This is a genomic window from Bacillus cereus group sp. MG1, from assembly GCF_040460035.1.
Classification (GTDB): Bacteria; Bacillota; Bacilli; order Bacillales; family Bacillaceae_G; genus Bacillus_A; species Bacillus_A cereus.
This window is the reverse complement of record NZ_JARVGY010000001.1, coordinates 3835646-3859776: the sequence shown is the minus strand read 5'-3', so window position 1 is coordinate 3859776 and position 24131 is coordinate 3835646. Positions and strand designations below refer to the sequence as shown.

The window sequence follows — 24131 nt, the reverse complement described above, 5'->3', positions numbered from 1 at the left end:
TCTCCATATTAAATTAAAGATTTACGTAGTGAAACACTTACTCCTTTTGGTACGTGTGCAACAATTTTTGCTCCTGGTTCGTTCACAGTAACCCATCCTAATCCAGAGAATACAACATCCGTTTTAGGTTCACGAATATTAAATTCGTATTTCACTAGCTCAGGCATATTTGCTAATTCTTCTGGCGTTGGTGGGCTTAATAAATCCCCGGCATGATTTTTATATAATTCATCTGCTTTCTCAAGCTTTGTACGATGGATTGTTAAGCGATTCGAGAAGTGACAAGTAAATGCACGACGACCACCACTTACATAATCAAAACGTGCCAATCCACTAAAGAATAACGTTTGTTCTTCATTTAATTGGAATACCATCGGCTTAATTTCTTTTGTTGGTGTAATAAGCTTTAAGCTTTGCTTTCCAACATAATGAGCCATTTGGTGGTGGTTAATAATACCTGGCGTATCATATAAAGAAGACTCTTCGTCCAATGGAATATCAATTAAATCCAGTGTTGTTCCTGGGAAATGAGATGTTGTAATTACATTTTCAGTCTCATCACTAAATTCTTTAATCATACGATTAATAAATGTCGATTTTCCTACATTCGTACATCCAACAACATAAACATCTTTGCCGCCGCGATAATACTCAATAGCATCTGCTAGTTCAGCAATTCCTTGTCCCTTCGCTGCACTAATTAAAAAGACATCTTCTGGTTTTAATCCTAGCTGCTTTGCACTATAGCGCATCCAATGTTTTACTTTATCATGTTTTACTGACTTTGGAATTAAATCAGCTTTATTTCCAACAAGTAATACTTTATTATTCCCTACGAAACGATGTAAGCCAGGTAACCAGCTACCATTAAAATCAAAAATATCTACAATTTTGACTACTAATGCATCTGATTTTCCAATTCCATTTAAAATGCGTAGGAAGTCATCATCTGTTAACGATACATCTTGAATTTCATTGTAATGCTTCAAGCGAAAACAACGTTGACAAATGACTTGTTCTTTCTCTAAAGATGAGGCAGGAGCATACCCCACTTCATTTTTATTTTCTGTTTGAATTTCTACACCGCAACCAATACATTTAATTGTTTCAGTCAAACTTTATTCCTCCCAGTTAATTAAACCTTTTTTCTTCATATTTTTCATAATTCTTCGTTCAATTTTTCGATTAAAGCGCGTTACTAATCCGTCCGTTTGTGCTACCGGTACAACTAAAATTGTATGAAGGCCTACTCGGTTTCCACCAAGCACGTCAGTCAGTAACTGATCTCCAATTACTACAACTTCATCTGGCTGCAAACGCATCTCTTGTATCGCACGCTTAAATGCGCGAACAAATGGTTTACGTGCACTATGAATAAATGGAATACCTAATGGATCAGCAAAATCTTTCACACGTTGCTCATTATTATTTGAAACGACCGTTACTTGAATGCCTTGCTCTTTCATTTCCAAGAACCATTTTTCAAGTTGCGGCGTTGCATTGGGACGATCCCATTCAATTAAAGTGTTATCTAAGTCAGTAATAACGCCTTTAATCCCACGTTTTTTTAAATCTTCTGGTTGAACATGATATACATTTTTCACATATTCATTTGGTAAAAATAGTTTCAATTTCTTTCACCTCTTTGAGGATTTTTCATAAAATTTTTCGACAACATTTTTCGATATATAACCTGTGGATAAAATTGTACACATTTTCCACATTGATTTTGCAGTTAATTTGGAATTTACTAACAAACTATACACACTTTATCCACCTAGGTATGTGGATAACCACTCGTTTGTGACTGTCATATTTTTTTGGTACATTAAATGCATCAACGAATCAATCCTTATATTATTAGGAGGTGACTCACCTTGAAAACAAAACATATGGAACAGTTATCCACTGAGTTACTCACTGAGTCTTATTATAAAGCAAAAGAACTAAAATTAAATCCCGACTTCATTTTACTTATAAAACAAGAAATCATTAGACGCTCATTAGAGGACAAGCTTGTCAAATCATCTTGATTACATATAAAGTGAAAGTTTAATCAGCCCTTACCAATCAAACAGTTAAAGGATAAATTATTAGATGCCCTGTAAAAAGAGCCATCCTACGATGGCTCTCGAATAAACAAGTACTCCCATCTAGGGGATTTCATCATTAAGTATCTTTGCCCATAACTCTTACTTACGGTTATAAAAGCTTTTCTTTATTTATGAGCTAAGCGAGTAGCTATTTTTTCACCAAGACGAAGCTCTTGTCCACTCTTTAATTCCTGCACTACTTCTATCATATCTTTTTCAAACAATAACACAACTGTTGAACCAAATGTAAAGTATGCCATTTCTTCACCTTTTTGAACAGTGTCTCTCTCATGCAAAAGCTCAATACTATTAACAAACATAGCACCTACTTTTACAAGAGCCATATGCTCGCCATCACTGCTTACTTCTGTAACAGAACGATAATTTTTTGACAGTGGTTCTTTCCCGTATTCCATACCAGCTGCATTTACCGGATATGATTTTCTACCGAGTACAAATCTTTCAGTCACAGAACCAGAAAGCGGACTATGAATGCGATGATAATGACTTGGACTCAAATAAATTACCATATATGTACCGCCTGCATATCGCGTTGCACGTTCTTCATTACCTAGCATATCCACGATTGAATAGCGCTTTCCTTTAATATCAAATGTTTTTGTATCCTCAATAGGACCATGATCTGCAAAAACACCATCAACAGGACTAACGATACTCGATGCATCTGTATCAATACTACGCTTTCCTTCTTTTAGCTTACGCGTAAATAATTCATGCAATGTTCTATATTCCTTCAAACCCTTTTCCATCTCATCTTGATTAATTTGAAAAACTTTCGCGTACGATGGAATAATGATAGAGCTCAAACGAGATTGTGCAAATTTACGTAATATATAAGAAGTAAAGCGACCATTTGTAAGTTCTATCATAAGTCGATATAATGTACGTCGCAAATTGCGAAACCCCCTAATCAGTCTATAACTTTAGTTTTCCCTTCTTTTCTTTCTATATCATATGTAAAATTGGTTCTTATTCCCACATATCATATAAAGCAGCCTTATTATATATACAGAAAACTAAGTATGGTATTATTCTTAAATTATTTAGCACCTTCTAATATTACAGATAGAATCCGTCATTTTCAACAGTGAACGTGTATTTCTTCTTAGCATAACGCGTTTTCTTTTCTTATTTACAATAAAAAAAGCAGCCCATTTTAAATATGGCTGCTTCTAATACACTTTACTCTTTCGCTTTTTTCTCTTTCTCTGCCCTTACAAACTCGTGGAACATTTTCATTAAAGCACGCTTTTCAATCCGTGATACGTAGCTTCTAGAAATACCAAGCGCCTTAGCGATTTCCCGCTGTGTTTTCTCCTTATCTAGCCCAAGTCCAAAACGTTTCACAATCACTTCTTTTTCTCTTTCGTCTAAAATATCGATATACTCTTTAATTTTTTCTAACTCCATACTAAGCTGAATCATATCAATTACATCTTCAGACTCTGATTTTAATATATCAATAAGCGATATTTCATTACCCTCTTTATCTTGCCCGATCGGATCATGAAGTGAAACATCTTTTTTCGTTTTCTTTAGTACACGTAAATGCATCAAAATTTCATTTTCAATACAGCGTGCTGCATACGTCGCAAGCTTCGTTCCCTTTCCTGCAGAATAGCTCTCGATCGCTTTAATGAGCCCGATTGTACCAATTGAAATTAAATCTTCTGCATCTTCTCCTGTGTTCTCAAATTTTTTAACGATATGAGCTACAAGCCGTAAATTATGTTCAATTAAAAGATTTCTCGCTTGAGCATCACCTTGCTCCATTAACTCTAAGTACTTTCTCTCATCATCTGATGATAACGGCTGCGGGAACGCATTGTTCTTCACATAAGAAACAAAGACAAACACTTCTCGAACCATATATCCAATTGCGGCGAATAGACTCAAACCTTTCACCTCCGCCAAAATAGTGGTCTTTATTATGTGTATGTGGGCGTGAGGTTGTTTGTGTCTGTACAGTTTATTTATAAAACTCAACACTTCTAACATTTAAAATATTTTATTGTTATATTATAATTAAATAAAATTGTTATTTATATATGAATATGCTATTAAAGGGGACACTATTCATGATTACATTAGAACGATTATTAAATGTAACAATTTATTTAGGGGTATTTTTACTTTTCATTTCGTTCATTACTTTTGTTATTAAAAGAGGGCCTGATTTATTATTTTTTCAATTTGGAATTTCTTTATTTTTTGGAGCTCAAATTATAACTGGAATAAAATTTTTTCATAACTATGGTTTCTCCTTTCACTCAAAACTAGAACTACTTATCTTTATTTTCTATGTAATTGGAATTATTACATGTATACTATTATTCTTTCACTTTCAAAATCCGTATCGAATTTTTTTATTAATCTGTAGTTGTTTATTTTTAACTGGATCCAATTATTACTTTAAAGAAACATTAAATTTTAGTAAAAAAATTCCAAAGCAAAAAAAAACTTTTTTAAGTACACAAGATGACTCTTTCCCAAAAGAAGTTCGTAAATTTTCAGAGGATTACAACAACATAATAAGAAATGATTTTTATGAAATACCGATGATTCCTACTGAATTACAGATTACAAGCAAAAAAGATTCTTCCCATAGTACATCTTACTTAGTTGAACTTCATAATAGCGAAAATGAAATTACTGATGACTCTGTACAATTAACTCCATCAGACCGTTTTTATGTGCTGTTAAATAAACAAAAAACAAAAATATCAAAAATAGTATATGAAGGACAGAATTTTTTCACATTTACAGTCACACTAAAGGCTCTTAATTTACAGCAAGAACCAGAGATTCATAATATGTTTTTAGAAATAGATAAACGTAGAGCGATGAATCTTCTTAATTTTGAAATTAAAGCCCATACTAAAGAATGGAAAGTAATATTTAAAAGTGATAGTTCTTATTCCAATCTTCCTATCACATTTACTTTTGAAAAACGAACAGGCAAAGTATAAAAATAAAAAGAGTTATTTTCTTTGAAAAATAACTCTTTTATTTTACTTACTCCAAATCTTTCTCCCCGCTTGGGCATCAATATAACGAATTTCCCGCCTACAATTAAAAGGTTCTTTATGTTTTTCATCTGTCGTTTGTTTGTAAAGTAGTTTGTATTTCGTTTCCTCTGCATCATGATCTAAAAACCATTCTAATTTAACTCGGATAGCCTCTCTGTATATTTCTAACGCTTTTTCTTTAGTTACTTTTGGTGTTATTTCATATGTGAGCAATTCTTTTATAAAGTTGCTAGACTCCCCCGAGTAGTGCATAACAGCACCATTTTCTGCATTGATGTTAATCATAAATTGGTTATACTCTGCCGGAATATCATTTATATATACAGAAAAGATAAATCTTTCAATCCCATCTTCTGCTTCTTCACGTTCCTCCCAAAGACGCAGATATTGTGTGATATCTGGAATAACTCGTTCTAAAAATTGAAGTGCTCTTTGTAAACATTCCTCTCTAGACAGTATTTGCTTTACTTCTTTATCATCTGTCAGTTTTATAAAACCAGTTAATTCATTGGTTAATTTATCAATTGTAACGCTAACTAAATTATTATATTTCAACATCGGTAAATGCTTTTTAAAGAATTCATTCATTAAATATGGATTCTTTTCTTCTTTCTGTTTTTGTAATTCCTCTTTCGGAACAAATTTCATCCTTATTTCATCATCATTTTCTGTCTCATCTACTTTTGTAAAACCTTCTTTATTCCAGTCAAATAATTCGAATACTTCACCTCGTTCGTTACCTTTTTTCGATTTTTCAACAGCTACAGCCGAAGGCAATTTATAATGATCTGGTCCAAATAAATCTTTACCTGTACTTGCATCAATAAACGCATGACTAGGCTCTGGTTCATATACAAGATGGTACCCTTTTACTTCTTCCCCGTTTTCATACTCACATGAAGAGTATGTTAAATCTATAAATACAAGTCTCATATCTTGTCTAGCTTTCAAATTTTCTAAAACGATATTCTCCTCAACAATTTCACTTGGCCATAACGGTTTTTTCTCTATAGCTTTTTGTCCATTGTAATGAAAATGCACAACATTACCTGAAGAGTGCACTCGCACAACGCACCCTGTATTCGGCAATGGATAGCTATTCACTTCTTGCATATAATTTACTTCTTTCCAACCGCGCCTGTCGTCCTTAACCGTTACATATGTATAGAATTCATATCCTTCTTTTGTATATTTTTTCAAGAACGCATTTGCAATCTCTCTTGCCTTCTTCTCCTCTATCGCTTCCTTGCCACTTGAAAAAGGATTTTCATCATCTATCCTAAATTCAATTAAATTACCAGTATGTCTATTCAATGTAATTTGTATCGTTCTCTCCTGATCCTCTTTATGCTCCTACCATAATAGATGATACGGGTCATCACCCCCTTCTTGATCATCTACAACAAGACTATATTCATCTGGAATATTAATAATATGAGCCACTTGCTCTTTTCTTTCTTTATCTTTTTGATTCATCATACCGCTCCCTTTATTACAATTTAAGGTAATTATAACAAACAAAACCAAAGAACTATAAAAAAAGACTAGAGATATCTCTAGTCTTCTACTTCGTTTCACGATGTAACGTTACTCGCTTTAATCGTGGACAATATTTTTTTAATTCGATGCGTTCTGGATTGTTTCGTTTATTTTTTTTAGAAATGTAATTACGATCACCGCACTCCGTACAAGCTAATGTAATATTTACACGCATATTTAATTCTCCTTTCTTTCAAAAATCGCAACTAAAACGTAATGATTACGATTTATATATTATAAAACTTCATTCCATTTGTCAATTGCAAAAACAAGAAGATTCCATTTAGAATCCCCTTGTTTTTATAGTTAAATAAATTTTCTCCCGCATTAACGGGCAGTAAGACCCCCCACTGATTAAAAGTTTCACTTTATTAAAACGATTCGTATGTAACAAACTCACTAATCGGCTTTCGATATCCTCGTGGGCGAGTTTTAGTCGTATCACTTTTTCCTATCGTAATCATTAAAACAGGTACTATATGCTCCGGCATATTTAATTCACTTTGTACTGCTTTTTCATCGAAACCAATCATTGGACATGTATCATAGCCATAATATTTAGCTGCGTACATAAAAGTCATCGCGCTTAACGAAGCATTTCTAATCGCTTCATCCTCCATGAAACGCTCTCCTTTTCCTTCATATAAACCTTTCGTTTGCCTAATTGTATCTTCATATTCACATTCATCAATCATTTTTAAAACTTTCATACCGAAGTAAATATTTTCAACATTTTGGTATGCTTTTTTATCACCACAAACGAGCACTACCGCTGATGCACTCGATACTTTATATTGACCGAAAGCTAATTCTTTTAATCTTTCTTTTCGCTCTTGATCACGAATTACAACATAATGTGTGTGCTGCAAATTATAGCAAGATGGAGAAAGCTTAGTTAACTCAAATATTTTTTTAAAATCCTCATCAGGGATTTCTATACCTTGTATAAATTTCATTGCAGAACGTCTAGCAATTGCTAATTCTTCAAAGTTCACCATATATCCTCCTCGATAACTGTAAATTTAAATATACATTAATTTATACAAATAGATAAATCAAATAAAAACACTTTAAATCCGAATAATAATTATGATTAACAGCAAAAAAGACAAAAAGCTGAAACAATTAGTTCATACGAAATTCACACGAATCTATTACTATAGAAACTGTACATAGTGAACTTATTAACAATCACGTTTATTTATATAAAATCTTACTCGAAAGGAGTTGAAAGTATGAAAACTAAATATCGCTTTATGATCTCATCATTTGCTGCTTGCGCTTATATGATTTGGTATTTAGTATAATAACGACCTCACTTGCAAATAGGAAAAGGTGTGTATATAAATGGAATATAATCAATCAACAGTTAACTACTGGAAAGCTTTTGTATTACCATATACATTTGCTTTAGAAGAGTTAAAAACTAAATTTGAAATTATGAACCGGGAAGCTCAATTTCTAGAGGATTACAACCCGTTTGAACATATAAAAACAAGACTAAAACAACCTGAAAGTATTATTAAAAAACTAGAGCGCAAAAGCTTATTACCAACAGTTGAAAATGCTCAAACACATTTACAAGATATTATTGGTATTCGTATTACATGTTGCTTCGTAGAAGATATCTATCATTTGAAAGAAGTCATTCAAAAACGCGAAGATATGGAAGTCATAGAAGTAAAAGATTATATCGCTAACCCAAAACGAAACGGATATAAAAGTTTACACATGATCATTAAATACCCTTTATCACTAAATTCTGGTACAAAAGATGTATTTGCAGAAATTCAGTTACGTACACTGGCAATGGACTTTTGGGCAAGTTTAGAACACAAACTTTATTATAAATATGAAGGGAAAATACCGGAGTATTTAAAAGATGAACTACATGATGCAGCAATGAAAGCTGAAGATCTGGATAATAAAATGGCCACAATTCGTCAAGATATTGATGATATTGAGGCATGTTCAAATCAAATTATGCTACCACTATAAAAAAAGGTTCTCGCCAATGAGAACCTTTTTTCTATCATTTTTGGGAAGTATGACTCCACACTTATTAAAGTTTCACGTTATTTTTTCTCTATTGTTCGAACCTCTTCAATCTTCCATTTATCCTCTTCTTTTCCAAGGGCATACTGTACTTTCTTTTGAAGAGTAATACTGTCGTCTACTTCCTTTTCTTTCGTTTCAACAATAACATACCCTACTTTACTAACTTTCATATCTATATGTTCCAATTCAATTTTCTTATTTCCCTTTTGAAATGCGGCTTCTTTTTGTGTTTTTAAGTCTTCAGCACTAGGCATCTTCTTTGAAAATAACTCCATATGTTCTGCAAGATTTTTTTCATTGGTCGTTCGCACAAATGTATGAATAACATCTTGAATAGATTTCTCTTCTTCTTTTGTTATTTGTACCTTTTCCTCAGTTTTTTTAGTAGTAGATTTTTGTGCTACATTATTCTCTTCTTGTTGACATCCAACTAGTAATACTACAAATGCTAGAAGGAATCTTAATTTCGCAAATATTTTTTTCATATTTCCAACTCCTAAAAAGAAAAGCGAGGCAGTTCGCCTCACTTTCGCTCTTAATTAGCGTCTTCCTTTATTCGGATCACCGCCACCAACAATATCAAAGACACGTTTCGCTATATTTGTATTCTCTTGAACGCCAGAGAACAAGTATTTACCTGGACCAAATGCATACACGTTCACATCTTCCCCTGTATGTCCACCTGTTGTCCAGCCTGTAACCGAGCGCTTATTGAAAATATCTTCAATTGCATTATCAATCTTTGTTACATCTTTTGACGGAGCTATATCATTTACAGCTTGAATTTCTTCTGGAGTTAATTGTAAATCAATATACTTTTTCAATGTTTCTTCTACATTTGCACCTTTTGCAATCTCATTTGCCATAAAGTCTGGTGTGCGTTTTGCAGCTTTAATTGGATCTACTTTAAAGTTATACTCGCCATTGGCACCTAAAGATAAGCCACCAGTAGCGTGATCTGCCGTTGCAACAACTAACGTATTTTTATCTTTTTTCGCAAACTCAATCGCTGCTTTGAAAGCTTTTTCGAAGTCTTCCATTTCACTCATTGCACCAACAATATCATTATCATGTCCAGCCCAGTCGATTTGACTTCCTTCCACCATTAAGAAGAAACCATTTTTATTTTTGTTCAAACGCTCAATTGCTGCATTAGTCATTTCTTCTAATGAAGGTGTTTTCTCATTGCGGTCAATCATTTTATCTAATCCACCTGGTGCAAATAAACCAAGAATTTGATCATTTTTATCATTTAACAATTGATCTCGATCCGTTACATAGCTATAACCAGATTTCTTAAACTCTTCTGTAAGATTACGATCTTTTCTAACAAAGTTCTTTACGCCGCCGCCAAGCATAACATCTACCTTATGCTTCCCTTTAATTTTCTCATCAAAATAATCATTTGCAATTGCGTCCATATTTTTACGGCTAATGTCATGCGCACCGAAAGCAGCTGGTGTTGCATGTGTAATTTCAGAAGTTGCAACGAGTCCCGTTGATTTCCCTTTTTCTTTCGCTTGCTCAAGAACTGTTTTCACTTCCGCTTTATCATTATCAACTGCAATTGCAGCATTATATGTTTTAATTCCTGCTGACATAGCTGTTGCTGCCGATGCAGAGTCTGTAATATTTTCATGTTCATCTTCTGGGTATGTTTTTTGTGTTCCTACAAGATGCTTATCAAATTCTGTAGATTCCATTTCAAAGGTTTTTGGATTATCTTTCATATAACGGTGAGCCGTCATATATGAAGGACCCATACCATCCCCAATTAATACGATAACATTTTTAATCTTTGCATTGCTTCCGTTCTCATCTGCATTAACCTCACTAGAACGAGTAAAATTCCATGTTGCTACCGAAGTAACTGCTAATGATGCCACAACTGCAAATGGCCATGCTTTTTTCACAAACTTTTTCACTGTCTTGTCCCCCTAATTAGGTTATTCATTTCCCACTATCAAATTTAATGGAAGACTATTAAGAGAAAATTAGCTGTATGTAAATTTTTTGTTAACTTATGTAAATATCAGTTATAATTTGTATAAGTTTGTCTTTTTGTATCAATCATTCCGCCCTTTACAATTTAAATATAAACAAGTTGGATTTCATTTAACGTAAATCTCTTTTTTTACATTTTGACTCTATGTTTATGAAAATAAATAGAAATGCGGTGAGCCTTTATGAAAATAGTAAAGCTAAATGAATCTTTTATTTTTGAATTACTTAATCTTTGCAAATCTGTTGGATGGTTACACGATGAAATTTTTATGAAAAAACAATTCGAAATGTATCTTTCTATCGGCACACTTGTAGGTTACATTCATGAAAACAAACTCATTGCGACTGGAGGAGTATTTCCCTTTACAAGTAACTTCGCTTCCATTGGTATGTTAATTGTTCACCCTAATTTTCAAGGACGCGGAATAGGGCGCATGTTGCTAAATCATTGCTTGGAACAAATTCATCCAAAACAACCCATTGCACTTATTGCGACAAAAGCTGGCGAACCTCTATACACATCATGCGGATTTCAAACAGCAACAACGATTCATCGTTTTGAAAAGCAAACTATTAAGACGTACCCTTCTCACTTACAACAAGTACAAGAAGAAGACCTTATACCTGTTACTTCTCTGGATCAAATTGCAACTGGTATGAATCGTTCTCTACTTTACTCTTTGCTATTACCAAGGGCCGTACACTCTTTTAAAATTGAAAGAAATAACTGTATAGAAGCTTTTTCATTATGCATACAAAAGGGCAATATATTATGTATCAATCCACTTATCGCCCAGCAAGAAGAAGATGCTATCCAATTATTAAAAAAGATATGTGAATGTTGGAATGGTATAGTACGAATTGATGTTCCACACTCACAATTTACATTTCGTCAATTTCTTCAAACAGAAAATTTCCAAGAAACGCTCCTTTCACCTCTTATGATAAAAAATGGTAGCCAACTTCCTGGAAATCGTAATATGCTATTTGCTATGATAGATACAGCGTTATGTTAGAAAGGAGACACCTAATTGAAGCGATTTAGCTATTTTATGGTAGGTTGTCTTACTCTTACACTATTAGTAGGATGTAGTGCAGCAGAAAAGCCAGTAGAACAAGTAAAACAAGTTAAAAATACAATTACAGCGAAACTAGCTACCGAGGAAAAAATGGTAGAAATAGATGGTCAAACCATTTACTTTAAAAAGATTGGTAATGAAAAACCACCTTTACTTATGATTCATGGCTTTGGAGGGTCATCAGATGGTTTTCAAAAGATTTACTCCGATTTAGCAAAAGATCATACAATTATTTCTGTAGATGCTTTAGGATTCGGGCGCTCATCTAAGCCAATGGATTTTTATTATTCTTTTCCAACTCATGCAAATTTGTATTATAAATTAATGAAAAAACTAGGGTATGATTCATTCGCAATACTGGGGCATTCCATGGGGGGAGAAATTTCTCTAAATTTAACATATTTATATCCTGAAGCAGTTACTCACCTTATTTTAACTGATGCTACAGGTGGCCCTCATACATTCGTTAATAAACAAGGCTCACCAAAACCACAATTGTCGACTGATTTAAATGCCGTTTCTTCTATTACAGATTATGATGAAAGCAAAGTGAAATTCAAACGTAATGATGAAGAGCATTATAATAAAATGAAATTATGGCCTAGACGTCTTAAAATTAATGCAAATGAAATAAAACAGCCAACTTTAATTATATGGGGCAGAAATGATAGTAGCGTTTCCTGGAAAGAAGGAGAAACGTATCATCAATTCTTAAAAAATAGCACTTTACATATTATTGAAAAAGGTTATCATGCACCATTTCGCCAAGAACCACAAGAATTTGTCGGGTATGTAAAAGATTTCTTTAAGAACAATCCGATTAAAGTTGAAAAATAACATAAACGGGTATCTCAAAATGAGATACCCGTTTTCATATATTAAGCAGCTTGCTTTTGGCGTTTTGGAGTTTTTGATCCTAATACTTTCGGGATAACGAAGCCATCCATTCCAAATTTCCCAGCGTTCATACCGGAAACAAGAACAAACATAGATAAGATAACCATCTCAGGGTTCACACCAATTGACCCACTAAACATATAGGAAAAGTTCATTACAAGACCAAAAAAGACCGCTGTTTTTGTTAAACAGCCTACAATTAAACCAATTCCGACTAAAATTTCTCCCCATGTTACAAGTGTATTAAACAAATCTACATTTGGAATTGCAAATTCTTGTAAGAATGATGCCCACCAAGATTGAACAGCCGGTTGTGCACCTTTAGATTTTTCAATTGCCCCTTGCAAATAACCTGTTGCATCGAATCCTTTTCCTTGTAGTTTACCGATTCCAGCCATTAACCATGTGTAACCAAGATATACTCGAATTACTGCTAATGCAAAAGAAACTGCTTTGTTTTCTCTTAAAAATTGAATAACCATATCTTCCTCCTAAAGTTGTAATTAAGTTAGTTACAGATAATATAATAACATTAGTTACTTATTTTTCAAACGTTAATTATGAATAATCTGTGACATGCGTATGAAACATTAAAAACTAACGTTTATATAGTAACTTTTATTACCTGTAAAAACTTGAACATATCATACCACAAGTGATAACCATTTTCATTGAAAAAAATGTAAAAAAAATGTGAGTTAAATGTGAAACAAGTTTATTCGAATATAGAATAAACTTGTTTCACACTAATTATAGAATCGAAATGTATGTGTCTCCTCATCAATTAAACTCGCTTCTTGAAACGCTTCTTCTAACGTTTTCCCATGGTTAATAACCCCATAAAATAAGCGTATAGTAAACATAAGTGCTGCATTTCCATCTACATAATCAATCGATCCAATATATGATTTCGCACCACTATGTAAAAAAGATTTTGCTAGATTTTGCTCCCCTAACGTGCACCCGCTATTTACAATATGTGTATTATGCAATTTTGCATATTTATAAATTTCTTCTGTACCAAAATCCCCTCTCGGTTCATCTTGTTCATATACTTCTTCGCCTAACTCTTCCATGACAAACTTCCCTTCTTCACCATGAAAGCAAAAAATAATATAATTAATATTGTTAAATAAGTTCTTTCCAGAAAGAACTTCCACAAAATCTTTCGGTCTACCAATCCAATATGTCACAACCCTTGCACCAAAATATTCAAGAGATGCTCGAATTGATTGCGCTTCTAAATCCGAATTAAAACCAACTACTAATGCAATATTCAACATACAACCCCCATCCTATAATCAGCCCTTATCAATCAGAATTTTATGGGATAAATCCATTTCATATATGCCCCTTTCTTTCAAAAAATCTGATCTAGTTAAAACGACTTTCTGTAAATATTGCCTATATGCTGTAATTGTTCCATCGTGAGATACAATGCAAATTCTTTCAGCACCCAGTTCATAACACCAAAGAAGAAATTCATCTACTATTTGCTGAAAACTATTCTCTGAAATAGTGTTTATACCTTCCTTCCATAACTGATTATTTGAGCTTTTCTCTATCGAAAAATGCGGAAATAACTTTGTTATCATTCCCTGATCTACTATATAATCGCACGGTAATGTTTTCGCTCCTTCTCGATAAGGAAAAATACGTGGGGATACATATGGATGGACTAGTTTTTGACAAGCAACTTTCGCACTCCATATTGTCGCCGTTTGCAAAGTTCTAAGTGTAGGACTAACAATTAATATATCCGTCTCTTGCAATGGCACATTGCATTGAAGTAATTTAGCTTGAGCCTTTCCTACTCTCGTCAATGGTGGGTCAAACACTTGTAAACTTTCTGGTAAATCCGTTGTATGTTCACCTTCACCATGCCGAACAAAAACGATTTTCATCCTCTTCCTCCTCTCTTTATGAAATCCTCTTACATATTTCTTCCCTATCTTATACTTTATTCCTGCTATATGAAAAACTGATATGTAAAACACTTTTTACAAGGGAGAAGTGAATCAAAAAATATGAAATGGATAACCATCTTAATTGGAATGATTATATGGGGATACATAAATGGATTTTTTAGTAGTGATAAAGTGAAACTTTAATCCGTGGGGGTTTTGTTCATCCCCCACGGATTATTAGTTGAACCAATCGGGCTTTTACGGACAGTTGATCCCCACCTAACTTCTTTGCCTCCGCTGAATTTTGAGGTGGGGGTCTTACTGCCCGTTAATGCGGGATAAAACTGCTAATCCTTGGATTACAGATGATGAACGTGAAACAAAAATTAAACAAAAAGCAATTACGGCAAGCTGGTCCGGTGTTTTTATGTTTTGTACCATTAGCCTCTTAAATAAATGGTTAGGTTTAAACACAAACGATAAATCACCGTACTTACCAGACCCTATCGCAGCTATTTTAAAGGAAAATGTAGAGTTACAAGTTTTACTCATGCTATTTGTTATGTATGGAATATTTTACTTACATTATCGAAGAAAATTAAGTGCCTAACTTCTAACTCATGATTATCCTCCTAAATGGTTATAGTAATTAGGACGAAATGAAAGGAGTGATAGAAAAATGAGTAACTCGAATGAATTTTTAGATACACTACATGAAAAACAAGCAAAAGATGAACAAAATAGAAAGCGCCAAGGGAACGGAAACCCAGCGAAAAAAAAGCCAAATAAAACGCATAAATAACAATAAAAAACTGCCTAAAATGATCTTTTAGGCAGTTTTTTATTGTTATTTCACCGAGATGACATTTTCCCAATTCCATTTCTCATAATACCACGCTGGTACATCTATATTTTCAATCCACTTCTTTTCCTGTTTCCCATCTTTATGAGCAAGCCATACATCCGCTTTCTTACGGTCTGAACGTATCCAAATTAATTGATTACTCTTCTTCATGAAGATCGGGTGGTAATCCCCTTGCTTGTTCTTTTTCTTTGTGATTTGATGCTGTGCATTACTTGTACTATCGACCTCATACAAAGATGGTAGTGGCCTTTTTTCTGGTGGAGTTTCTATCCCTGCCTCCTTTGCTCGTGAAACGATAATTACTCTATCGTTCTTCCGTACAAAATCCCAATCAACATATCCTTTCGGCGTAAATATGTTCTGCTGAAGTGCTGGCAATTCCTTTACTTTTAAATGCTTATTTTCTAATGCAACTCTTCCGCTCCCTTCAATATAAGCTAATATATTTTTTGATGGTGCCCATTGAAACCATTGTGCGTTTAGTAACATTTGATCTACTTTTTCAAACCGACTGCCATCTGCACGAACTAAGCAAAGCGTATTACTATCAGCTGACCATGAAGCTGTCGGTACTGCTAAAAATGAAATCCACTTTTGATCTGGTGACCACTTAAAGCCACTTGCTACTAGCGCTAGGAAATCATCATGTTGATTTGGCAATGCATACAAATGCTTCATTTTGTGAGGATTCATATGTGCATCTTTTTGCACTTCATATAGCTGAGCCCCTGTCCATCCTGTTGGAAGTAAGTGCGCTTCAGAGGATACAAGAAAGTTCTTTCCATCGGGGTACCATGCATAATCCCCTACACCAGCCGATACATTTTCAAAATCTGCATTCTTTTTTTCTACATCAAATGTATTTAATGTACCTGTAAATATAAATGCAATTATATTTTCTGTTGGTGACCATTGATAATTCGATGCTTCTGAGTGAAACGGCGTAACTTTCTTTCCATCTTTCAGCCGATATAACTCAAGAATATTTTGTTTCTTCCCTTTTACATATGCCAGCCATTCTCCATCATGTGACCACTTTGGCCCTGTTATGTTCTCTCCTTTTGTAAGTTGTTTTTCTTTCCCCTCAACTTTAATCCAAAGGTTATGATGACGAATAAAAGCAACTTTCACACTATTATTTTCTGCGCTAGTAATAGTGATAGAACACAAAAACATAAACAACACTACACTACCACTTACTATTAGCCTTTTCATACCATCACTCCATTTCCCTCATAGCATTCCTCACTTTCTTCCTACAATATGTGAAAAATATCGATTCGACATAATCAGAAAAAATTTCCCAAGAAATTTTCAATTCATAGAGGATTGGTATGAATTATGTTGAAAGTATAGTTTAGCCAACATTTATATTTATAAGTTATAACTAAAATGTAAGATTTAATTTCTGAATATTGTCACTTTTTATTAGGGGGAGTATCAATGAAAAAAACTACATCTACACTATTAAGCATGGCGCTTGTCTTTTCTAGTTTTGGAGCTTTAAGCGCTCATGCTGAATCACTACAAAAGGAGAAGCAATTTAGTCCACAATTAAAAACAACGATTGAACAGTGGGGAGAACATAAAATTGCTCAAAATGTTGAAACGAAAACAACAAAAGAAATATCAGTAATTGTAGAATTGCAACATGCACCTCTCGCTGCTCAAAGTAATATTCAGCATGCTCCAGATTTACAAAATAGTAATGCTCAGTCTTATCATGCTGAGCTAAAAAAAGCACCTGGTATTCCAGTGAGAATGCAATATGAAATTAACGGAAATGGTGTATGGGAACAGGCATTCCTGAACCCTTGGGAGAAAAGCTATGACATTTATTTCGATCGCACTCAATTACACGAAGAAAAAAATACTATTCACATTGTAGCAACTGATGCAGCTGGCAATACCTCTAATTTAACTGTTAATTTAGAAGTGAAATAAAGTGAAACCTTAATCAGTAGAGATTTTGTTCATCCCCACTGATTATTAGCCTTCACCAATCGGGGGTTACGGGCAATTATTCTCCCACCGAATTTTGAGGTAGGAATTTTACTGCTCATTAACACGGGATAAAAAATTTTTGTTGACAATTTTTTTAATATAGTTTTATAATACAAAACATAGTTTAGTTTAACGAATTATATATCGGCTTTGAAGGAATGCTAGTAGCGACTTATATCACTGTCCCAGAGAACTGATGGTTGGTGCGAATCAGTACATATACAAGCGTGAATTACAATTCTGGAGCTTCTTTCCCGTAATGCTTTTTATGCATGAAGAGAAAGACGGATCTTTCCGTTATCGTAAAGTGAGTGGTAAACAATTAGTTGTTTACAAATAGGGTGGTACCGCGATTTTTATCGTCCCTATCGGATTTTCCGATAGGGACTTTTTTGCATCCATCCTCTTACACAATTTCATATATACGCGTTGAAAGAATCGCAGTAGTATCTTATATCCCTGTTACAGAGAGCTAATGGTCGGTGGAAATTAGCACATATATAAGTATGAATTACAATTCTGGAGCTTCTTTTTCGTAATGCTTTTATGCATGGAGGAAAAGACGGAATTTTTCCGTTATCATTAATTGAGATGTAAGTATATTTTCACTTACAAATAGGGTGGTACCGCGATTCTTTCGCCCCTATCGGATTTTCCGATAGGGGCTTTTTCTATTTATCACAGAAACATATGTTAAATAATTCCGAATCTTATGATAAAATTTTATAAGCGCTTACAAAAAAATGAAAGGGGGTGATACAAGCTATACGAAATCGATATTCAATTTTATTGAAAAAAAGGAGGATGTCTAAATGACAAAGAAAACAGAAATTCCATCGCATTTAAAACCATTTGTATCCACACAACATTATGATCAATACACACCGGTGAATCACGCTGTGTGGCGTTACATTATGAGACAAAATCATAGCTTCTTAAAAGACGTTGCTCATCCAGCCTATGTGAACGGACTACAATCATCTGGTATTAATATAGATGCAATTCCAAAAGTAGAAGAAATGAATGAGTGTTTGGCACCAAGCGGCTGGGGCGCTGTAACAATTGACGGACTTATTCCTGGCGTAGCATTCTTCGATTTTCAAGGACACGGATTACTACCGATTGCAACAGATATCCGGAAAGTAGAAAATATCGAGTACACACCAGCTCCAGATATCGTACATGAAGCCGCAGGACACGCACCGATTTTACTTGATCCTACATATGCAAAATATGTGAAACGTTTTGGGCAAATTGGTGCAAAAGCTTTCTCTACAAAAGAAGAACATGATGCATTTGAAGCTGTTCGTACATTAACGATAGTAAAAGAAAGCCCTACTTCTACTCCTGATGAAGTTAAGGCTGCTGAAAATGCTGTAATTGAAAAACAAAACTTAGTTTCTGGTTTATCGGAAGCTGAACAAATTTCACGTCTTTTCTGGTGGACAGTAGAATATGGATTGATCGGAAATATAGATGATCCAAAGATATATGGTGCTGGTCTCCTTTCTTCTGTTGGCGAAAGCAAACATTGCTTAACAGACGCTGTAGAAAAGGTTCCATTTTCTATCGAAGCATGTACAGGGACAACTTATGACGTAACAAAAATGCAACCACAACTATTTGTTTGTGAATCCTTTGAAGAATTAACAGATGCGCTTGAAACATTTTCTAAAACGATGGCCTTTAAAACAGGTGGAAAAGAAGGTTTAGAAAAAGCAATTCGCTCTGAGAACTATGCAACAGCTGAGCTAAATAGTGGATTACAAATTACAGGTACATTTAGCGAGACAATTGAAAACGATGCAGGTGAATTAATTTACATGCGAACAAATTCGCCAACGGCATTAGCGCTTCATAATAAACAGTTAGCGAATCATTCTACTTCTGTACACAGTGACGGATTTGGAACACCGATTGGATTACTTACTGAAAATATTGCATTAGAAAATTGTACAGACGAACAACTACAATCATTAGGAATTAAAATTGGAACTATCGCTGAGTTTACTTTTGCAAGTGGTATTCATGTAAAAGGAACAGTAACAGATATTGTGAAAAATGATAAGAAAATTGCTCTTATTTCCTTTATCGATTGCACAGTTACTTATAACGCCCGCGTTTTATTTGATGCCTCATGGGGCGCATTTGATATGGCTGTTGGCTCACAAATCACTTCAGTATTCCCAGGTGCCGCAGATGCAGCAGCATTTTTCCCAATGGATGAAGAAGTTCAAGAAATTCCTGCTCCGCTTGTACTGAATGAACTCGAGCGTATGTATCAAACAGTTCGAGATATTCGAAGTGAGGGGATTTTACACGACGCGCATATCGATCAATTAGTAGCAATTCAAGAAGTATTAAATAAATTTTATGCGAAAGAATGGTTGCTGCGCCTTGAAGTATTAGAGTTACTTTTAGAGCATAACAAAGGGCATGAAACATCTGCAGCATTACTACATCAACTTTCTACTTTCACAACTGACGAAGCTGTAACACGCCTTATTAACAATGGTCTTGCGTTACTTCCAATAAAGGATGTGAAAAATGATGCTAAGATTAACTGAAGAAGAAGTTCACGAGGAATTATTGAAGGTAGATAAATGGATGGTAAAAGATGAGAAATGGATTGAACGAAAATATATGTTTTCCGACTACTTAAAAGGAGTCGAATTTGTCTCTGAAGCCGCCAAACTATCAGAAGAACATAATCACCATCCATTTATCCTTATCCAGTATAAAGCAGTTATTATTACTTTGTCATCTTGGAATGCAAAAGGTTTAACGAAACTAGATTTTGAGCTTGCAAAACAATTTGATGAACTATTTTTACAAAACGAAAATGCAATTATAAGAAAATAAAAAAGAGAAGCCTTTTTAGGCTTCTCCTTTTATTTGGAAATGGATACAATGTCCAAATGGATCCTCGACTTGTAATATTCCATCTTTGTACGTAGCAATCTTACCAATATTTTTTAAGCTTTCACATACTTGCTCTTTTTGTTTTTCATCCGCTAATACAATTGTGAAATATTTCAAACCAACAGAACCTGGCATTTGCGGTGGTACCCCTTCACCTTGCCATGTATTTAAACCGATATGGTGATGATAGCCACCTGCTGATACGAACAACGCTCCATTACGAGCTGGGATTGTTACTTCAAAACCAAGACCATCAACATAGAAACGTTTCGCTTCCTCTAAATCAGCTACATGGAAATGAATATGCCCCATCACAGTACCAGCTGGAAATCCACTCCATGTACTTCCTTGCTGCAATAATTCTTCACCAGCTAACGGGTTACTAACAAATGGGAGCTCTCCATTCTCATCACGCCAAACTTCTTTTTGTCGATCATGATAAATTTCAATCCCGTTTCCATCTGGATCAGCTAAATAAAGAGCTTCACTAAAGTAATGATCGGCCCCACCATGTAGTGGATATACCATTTCTACAAGATGACGAAGAACATTCGCTAAATCCTGCCTACTTGGTAATAAAATTGCGTAATGATATAACCCTGTTCTTCCTCTTTGCTTCGGAAAAGCTTCTTTCTTTTCTTCAATGATAAGAAGTGGTTCATCATTTTCATTCCCAAATGTAACGACTGCTTTTTCTTCTTTTAGCACCTTCATACTTAGTACTTCCGTATAAAACTCTAGTGATTTCTTTACATTAGATACGTATAAATGAACAACATCCAGTGTTGTATCGGGATGAAGTTGAAAACTCATCTTGTTAGCCCCCCATTTAAATTAGTTCTTCTTTGACATTTTTTCTTTTAAGAAATTATCTACAAAACCATCAGCTTTTGCAACAAATAAGTATGCACCCATTGCTAATAATGCAAGTTCTAATTCGAAACCAGGATTTTTTCCATCTCCCAATAAACCAGCTGACCATTTCACTTTTACGATTGCTCCAACCATAACAAGTGCAAATAATAATCCAATATATCTTACACCTAAACCTAGAATTAATAATAGGCCTCCAACTAATTCAAATGTTGCTACACCGTATGCAAGTCCTCCTGGTAAACCAATGCTTGTAAACCACCCTGCAATATTGTCAATTCCTGATTGGAATTTTGTTAAACCGTGCATGAAGAATGTTACCCCTAACACGATACGAATAATTAAGTTACCAATATGTTGATTCATTTCTTTCTCTCCTTTATAGTTTTATTATACAAAACTTTTATTTACATTACAAAACATACACTAATTTTTTTTATTCGTCAATTCATTTTCACTGGGAAAAAATATATTTTTTTTGCTATGATACAAATAGTTGTTTACAAAAAGGAGCTTGATTTTATGAATATTGGTTCTGCAATACGTGAAATTCGTCAACGTAGGGGCATAACAATCGCACAAATTTGTGAGGGAACAGGTCTTTCTAAAGGATTTATGAGTCAGGTTGAAAATAATAAAACATCACCATCTATCTCAACTTTAGAAACGATCTCCAATTTTTTAAACGTTCCCCTTCCCTATTTATTGTTAGAGCAAAAAGATCGATTAAAAATTGTCAAAAAAGAAGAACGGAAATACAGTGTATACGGCAAAGATGAGCAAAGAATTGAACATGTTGCGGAGCAAGGGGGCCTTCGCCTATCTTTAGTAGAAATCCCTACTGGATTCCCGAAAGAAAACTCACCAAATGCCCATGAAGGGGAAGAATGTCACCTTGTATTACGCGGAAAACTAGAAGTTCAGCACGGTGAAGATATTGCAATTGTAGAAGAAGGTGATTCTTTCTCATGGAATGCATGCGTTCCTCATATTGTTCGTAATATAGGAGAAGAAACTGCATTACTACTCATCTCTAGTTATGCGGAAAATCGAAAACGTGTTTACTAAATAATAAAAAAGAAGCCTGCTAAACAGGCTTCTTTTTTATCCCCTTATAATTCCATAACTTGTCCCCACTAGTACAGTCTTTTCGTGTTGATTGCGATAAACTGACTCGATTGAAACTTTTTTATAGCCTTCCATTTGCTCAACATTTGTTAAAGTTAATTCACAAGTGATCGTATCTCCTGTGAAAACTGGTCTAATAAACTCACTTACTAATTCTCTTGCTATGTAATGTAATTCTTCGCCTACTTTCGTTCCAATGCTAGCAGTCAATAAACCATGGACCATTAATCTTCCATTTTCATCATATTCCACATGGTGTCTACCTTTATCTCCGGTAATATTTGCAAATTCAAACACCTCTTCCTCAGTAAATCTTCTTTCATATTTAAATACATCCCCAACTTTTATACTCATTTTTATCCCCCTAATAATAAACAGAATTTTCTTTTATTTTATCATAAAATGTGCCTCAATCCATTCTCTATTATCAAATCCTCAAAATTACCTCGCTAAACTTTTACTTTTCATTCATTTATCGGTGACCATCTCTTTTCGCGACTTGATATCCATAATACGCACATGTTCCATTTCTCGATAGCTCTCTAACTTCAAATCCACAGCTTCTATAAAAATCAAAATTGTTCGCAGAAGTATGTGCAAACCAGTCACCATGTGGTAGCTTTTGCAAGCAAAGAGCGACAAGTTTCTTACCTAATCCCTTCCCTCTATATTCACATTTCACAACTAAATTTACTATGTTCGCGACCATGATTCCATCAGAAACGACTCTAACCATGGCAATCATCTCTTCTTCATCCCAAATTGTGAATGCCCATGTTGAATTTTCAAATGCTATCGTGAATTTTTCAATTTGCCAAGAAGGGATATTATCATTGCTCCAACCGGCATCTTCAAATAAAGTCTTAATTGCATATGCAGGTACACCATTCGTTCCCTCACGAATAATAAGTCCATTATGATAAATGTACATGTAATCCCCCCTTTATTTTTATATACCATTCTTCAAAAAATGCAATTAACCTTTTTTCATCCAACGCGCCTAATGGAATAAACGAGAACATCCATCCCATGAAATGAAGTTGTTTTCTCATAACTAAGCCCCGTTTTTCTAGCAACAAAGATTGAGGCGGGGTGATCCGGATTAATAAGAGAAATCAATTTATTCATTCTTAACGCTTGGAAGCCATAGTCTCGAAATGCTGCCGCTGCTTCTTTCGCATAGCCTTTTCCCCAATACTGAGGTAATAACCAATAACCAATTTCAATTTCCTCTTTTCCATCTATCTGCTGCTTTACTAATCCTGCATGACCAATCCGTATTCCCGTTTCCTTTTCAATTAATACAAATAAACCGAGGCCGTTTTTATAGCTAGGAATTACCCACTCCTCCAAACTTTTTTTACATTGCATATATGTTTTTAACTTCCCGTTTCCAATATAGCGCATTACTTTTTCGTTTCCCCATAGTGAAGCGTAGAACTGTAAATCATCCATTGTATATTTACGAATTTGTAAACGGTCTGTATGAAACATTCCTTCACTCCTTCCCACTAATTTATTCTTAATTTCACGATCATATTTTGTATGCACAATAAATGTTACCATTTATTATAAATGAATCAACTACATAACACAGAATATTCAATCTTATAGAAACGAAAAAAGCAGTAGACAAATATTGTCCACTGCATCCATATCATAACTAGCATAAAGAAAACTACAATTGAGGGGGGTGTAGGATTTTCAAATAT

27 protein-coding genes, 2 pseudogenes and 2 other annotated features are annotated in these 24131 nt (G+C 34.3%); of the genes and pseudogenes, 11 read left to right on the top strand and 18 right to left on the bottom strand.

Annotation, left to right across the window (positions count from 1 at the left end; all coding sequences use genetic code 11):
* Positions 1-8: 8 nt before the first annotated feature.
* Both yqeH and QCI79_RS20380 read right to left on the bottom strand, forming a co-directional pair.
* Positions 9-1115 (bottom strand): ribosome biogenesis GTPase YqeH, encoded by a 1107-nt coding sequence (yqeH, locus tag QCI79_RS20385; protein WP_000140799.1) that lies wholly within the window; start codon positions 1113-1115, stop codon positions 9-11.
* Positions 1116-1118: 3 nt separating this feature from the next.
* Entirely contained in the window at positions 1119-1631 is a 513-nt protein-coding gene (locus QCI79_RS20380; RefSeq protein WP_000765314.1) for a YqeG family HAD IIIA-type phosphatase, read from the bottom strand.
* A 246-nt stretch (positions 1632-1877) separates the two neighbouring features.
* On the opposite strand from QCI79_RS20380, the gene sda reads away from it, so the two are divergent.
* Positions 1878-2033 (top strand): sporulation histidine kinase inhibitor Sda, encoded by a 156-nt coding sequence (gene sda, locus QCI79_RS20375; protein WP_000850094.1) that lies wholly within the window; start codon positions 1878-1880, stop codon positions 2031-2033.
* Between the two features lie 185 nt (positions 2034-2218).
* Here sda and QCI79_RS20370 read toward each other — a convergent pair whose 3' ends face one another.
* Positions 2219-3007 (bottom strand): phosphatidylserine decarboxylase, encoded by a 789-nt coding sequence (locus tag QCI79_RS20370; protein WP_001255000.1) that lies wholly within the window; start codon positions 3005-3007, stop codon positions 2219-2221.
* Positions 3008-3296: 289 nt separating this feature from the next.
* The gene (gene sigK / locus QCI79_RS20365; protein WP_000051382.1) at positions 3297-4010 is read right to left on the bottom strand and encodes an RNA polymerase sporulation sigma factor SigK; all 714 of its coding nucleotides are present in this window, start codon (positions 4008-4010) and stop codon (positions 3297-3299) included.
* 152 nt (positions 4011-4162) lie between these two features.
* Here sigK and QCI79_RS20360 point away from each other — a divergent pair, with 152 nt between their 5' ends.
* Positions 4163-5083: a hypothetical protein gene (locus QCI79_RS20360; protein ID WP_080346179.1), complete on the top strand. Its 921-nt coding sequence runs from the start codon at positions 4163-4165 to the stop codon at positions 5081-5083.
* A 42-nt stretch (positions 5084-5125) separates the two neighbouring features.
* On the opposite strand, the pseudogene QCI79_RS20355 reads toward QCI79_RS20360, so the two are convergent.
* The 3 genes and pseudogenes from QCI79_RS20355 to QCI79_RS20345 form a co-directional block, all read right to left on the bottom strand.
* A pseudogene (locus QCI79_RS20355) lies at positions 5126-6619 on the bottom strand (YcdB/YcdC domain-containing protein).
* 88 nt (positions 6620-6707) lie between these two features.
* A complete protein-coding gene (gene rpmG / locus QCI79_RS20350) occupies positions 6708-6857 on the bottom strand; it encodes a 50S ribosomal protein L33 (protein WP_001265617.1) in 150 nt (49 codons plus the stop codon).
* 196 nt (positions 6858-7053) lie between these two features.
* Complete coding sequence (locus tag QCI79_RS20345) at positions 7054-7680, bottom strand: nitroreductase family protein (protein ID WP_000245978.1); 627 nt, start codon at positions 7678-7680, stop codon at positions 7054-7056.
* 349 nt (positions 7681-8029) lie between these two features.
* Between QCI79_RS20345 and QCI79_RS20340 the strand changes: the two genes are divergently transcribed.
* On the top strand, positions 8030-8680 hold the full coding sequence (locus tag QCI79_RS20340; RefSeq protein WP_000456230.1) for a GTP pyrophosphokinase: 651 nt from the start codon (positions 8030-8032) through the stop codon (positions 8678-8680).
* A gap of 77 nt (positions 8681-8757) precedes the next feature.
* Here QCI79_RS20340 and QCI79_RS20335 read toward each other — a convergent pair whose 3' ends face one another.
* Both QCI79_RS20335 and QCI79_RS20330 read right to left on the bottom strand, forming a co-directional pair.
* Positions 8758-9225: a hypothetical protein gene (locus tag QCI79_RS20335; protein WP_000717905.1), complete on the bottom strand. Its 468-nt coding sequence runs from the start codon at positions 9223-9225 to the stop codon at positions 8758-8760.
* Positions 9226-9279: 54 nt separating this feature from the next.
* Positions 9280-10665 carry an alkaline phosphatase gene (locus tag QCI79_RS20330; RefSeq protein WP_000714912.1) on the bottom strand — a complete coding sequence of 462 codons (1386 nt, stop codon included), beginning with the start codon at positions 10663-10665 and terminating at the stop codon, positions 9280-9282.
* A gap of 261 nt (positions 10666-10926) precedes the next feature.
* Between QCI79_RS20330 and QCI79_RS20325 the strand changes: the two genes are divergently transcribed.
* Both QCI79_RS20325 and QCI79_RS20320 read left to right on the top strand, forming a co-directional pair.
* Positions 10927-11760 carry a GNAT family N-acetyltransferase gene (locus QCI79_RS20325; protein WP_000706692.1) on the top strand — a complete coding sequence of 278 codons (834 nt, stop codon included), beginning with the start codon at positions 10927-10929 and terminating at the stop codon, positions 11758-11760.
* A gap of 15 nt (positions 11761-11775) precedes the next feature.
* Positions 11776-12660 carry an alpha/beta fold hydrolase gene (locus QCI79_RS20320; RefSeq protein ID WP_000819810.1) on the top strand — a complete coding sequence of 295 codons (885 nt, stop codon included), beginning with the start codon at positions 11776-11778 and terminating at the stop codon, positions 12658-12660.
* 41 nt (positions 12661-12701) lie between these two features.
* On the opposite strand, the gene QCI79_RS20315 is transcribed toward QCI79_RS20320, so the two are convergent.
* The 3 genes from QCI79_RS20315 to QCI79_RS20305 all read right to left on the bottom strand — a co-directional run bounded on the left by QCI79_RS20315 (position 12702) and on the right by QCI79_RS20305 (position 14624).
* Positions 12702-13202, bottom strand: a complete 501-nt coding sequence (locus QCI79_RS20315; RefSeq protein ID WP_000236592.1) for a DoxX family protein — start codon at positions 13200-13202, stop codon at positions 12702-12704.
* 264 nt (positions 13203-13466) lie between these two features.
* Positions 13467-14003: a hypothetical protein gene (locus QCI79_RS20310; protein WP_000931928.1), complete on the bottom strand. Its 537-nt coding sequence runs from the start codon at positions 14001-14003 to the stop codon at positions 13467-13469.
* An 18-nt stretch (positions 14004-14021) separates the two neighbouring features.
* Entirely contained in the window at positions 14022-14624 is a 603-nt protein-coding gene (locus QCI79_RS20305; RefSeq protein ID WP_000706244.1) for a histidine phosphatase family protein, read from the bottom strand.
* A gap of 334 nt (positions 14625-14958) precedes the next feature.
* Here QCI79_RS20305 and QCI79_RS20295 point away from each other — a divergent pair, with 334 nt between their 5' ends.
* Entirely contained in the window at positions 14959-15237 is a 279-nt protein-coding gene (locus QCI79_RS20295; protein ID WP_002101335.1) for a hypothetical protein, read from the top strand.
* A gap of 69 nt (positions 15238-15306) precedes the next feature.
* Positions 15307-15429, top strand: a complete 123-nt coding sequence (locus QCI79_RS20290) for a DUF4023 domain-containing protein (RefSeq protein ID WP_000071866.1) — start codon at positions 15307-15309, stop codon at positions 15427-15429.
* Between the two features lie 45 nt (positions 15430-15474).
* Here the strand turns inward: QCI79_RS20290 and QCI79_RS20285 are convergent, their stop codons facing one another.
* Positions 15475-16707 carry a TolB family protein gene (locus QCI79_RS20285; RefSeq protein WP_021728411.1) on the bottom strand — a complete coding sequence of 411 codons (1233 nt, stop codon included), beginning with the start codon at positions 16705-16707 and terminating at the stop codon, positions 15475-15477.
* Positions 16708-16935: 228 nt separating this feature from the next.
* On the opposite strand from QCI79_RS20285, the pseudogene QCI79_RS20280 reads away from it, so the two are divergent.
* From QCI79_RS20280 to QCI79_RS20270, 3 genes and pseudogenes are all read left to right on the top strand, one after another.
* Positions 16936-17235: pseudogene (locus tag QCI79_RS20280) on the top strand (hypothetical protein); the annotation flags it as partial.
* 402 nt (positions 17236-17637) lie between these two features.
* Positions 17638-17866: a binding site (T-box leader), on the top strand.
* Positions 17867-17916: 50 nt separating this feature from the next.
* Positions 17917-18144: a binding site (T-box leader), on the top strand.
* A 164-nt stretch (positions 18145-18308) separates the two neighbouring features.
* A complete protein-coding gene (locus tag QCI79_RS20275; protein ID WP_000163190.1) occupies positions 18309-20063 on the top strand; it encodes an aromatic amino acid hydroxylase in 1755 nt (584 codons plus the stop codon).
* A complete protein-coding gene (locus tag QCI79_RS20270) occupies positions 20044-20358 on the top strand; it encodes a 4a-hydroxytetrahydrobiopterin dehydratase (RefSeq protein WP_000979538.1) in 315 nt (104 codons plus the stop codon). Before QCI79_RS20275 ends, QCI79_RS20270 begins: the two co-directional genes overlap by 20 nt.
* A gap of 15 nt (positions 20359-20373) precedes the next feature.
* On the opposite strand, the gene QCI79_RS20265 is transcribed toward QCI79_RS20270, so the two are convergent.
* Complete coding sequence (locus tag QCI79_RS20265) at positions 20374-21231, bottom strand: VOC family protein (RefSeq protein ID WP_000009844.1); 858 nt, start codon at positions 21229-21231, stop codon at positions 20374-20376.
* Between the two features lie 21 nt (positions 21232-21252).
* Positions 21253-21657 carry a DoxX family protein gene (locus tag QCI79_RS20260; protein WP_001071553.1) on the bottom strand — a complete coding sequence of 135 codons (405 nt, stop codon included), beginning with the start codon at positions 21655-21657 and terminating at the stop codon, positions 21253-21255.
* Between the two features lie 156 nt (positions 21658-21813).
* On the opposite strand from QCI79_RS20260, the gene QCI79_RS20255 reads away from it, so the two are divergent.
* Entirely contained in the window at positions 21814-22359 is a 546-nt protein-coding gene (locus tag QCI79_RS20255; RefSeq protein ID WP_001020693.1) for a helix-turn-helix domain-containing protein, read from the top strand.
* A gap of 36 nt (positions 22360-22395) precedes the next feature.
* Here the strand turns inward: QCI79_RS20255 and QCI79_RS20250 are convergent, their stop codons facing one another.
* From QCI79_RS20250 to QCI79_RS20240, 3 genes are all read right to left on the bottom strand, one after another.
* A complete protein-coding gene (locus QCI79_RS20250; protein ID WP_000025015.1) occupies positions 22396-22773 on the bottom strand; it encodes a hotdog family protein in 378 nt (125 codons plus the stop codon).
* A gap of 118 nt (positions 22774-22891) precedes the next feature.
* Positions 22892-23350 carry a GNAT family N-acetyltransferase gene (locus tag QCI79_RS20245; protein WP_000276118.1) on the bottom strand — a complete coding sequence of 153 codons (459 nt, stop codon included), beginning with the start codon at positions 23348-23350 and terminating at the stop codon, positions 22892-22894.
* 56 nt (positions 23351-23406) lie between these two features.
* Positions 23407-23985 carry a GNAT family N-acetyltransferase gene (locus QCI79_RS20240; protein ID WP_106001063.1) on the bottom strand — a complete coding sequence of 193 codons (579 nt, stop codon included), beginning with the start codon at positions 23983-23985 and terminating at the stop codon, positions 23407-23409.
* Positions 23986-24131: the final 146 nt, after the last annotated feature.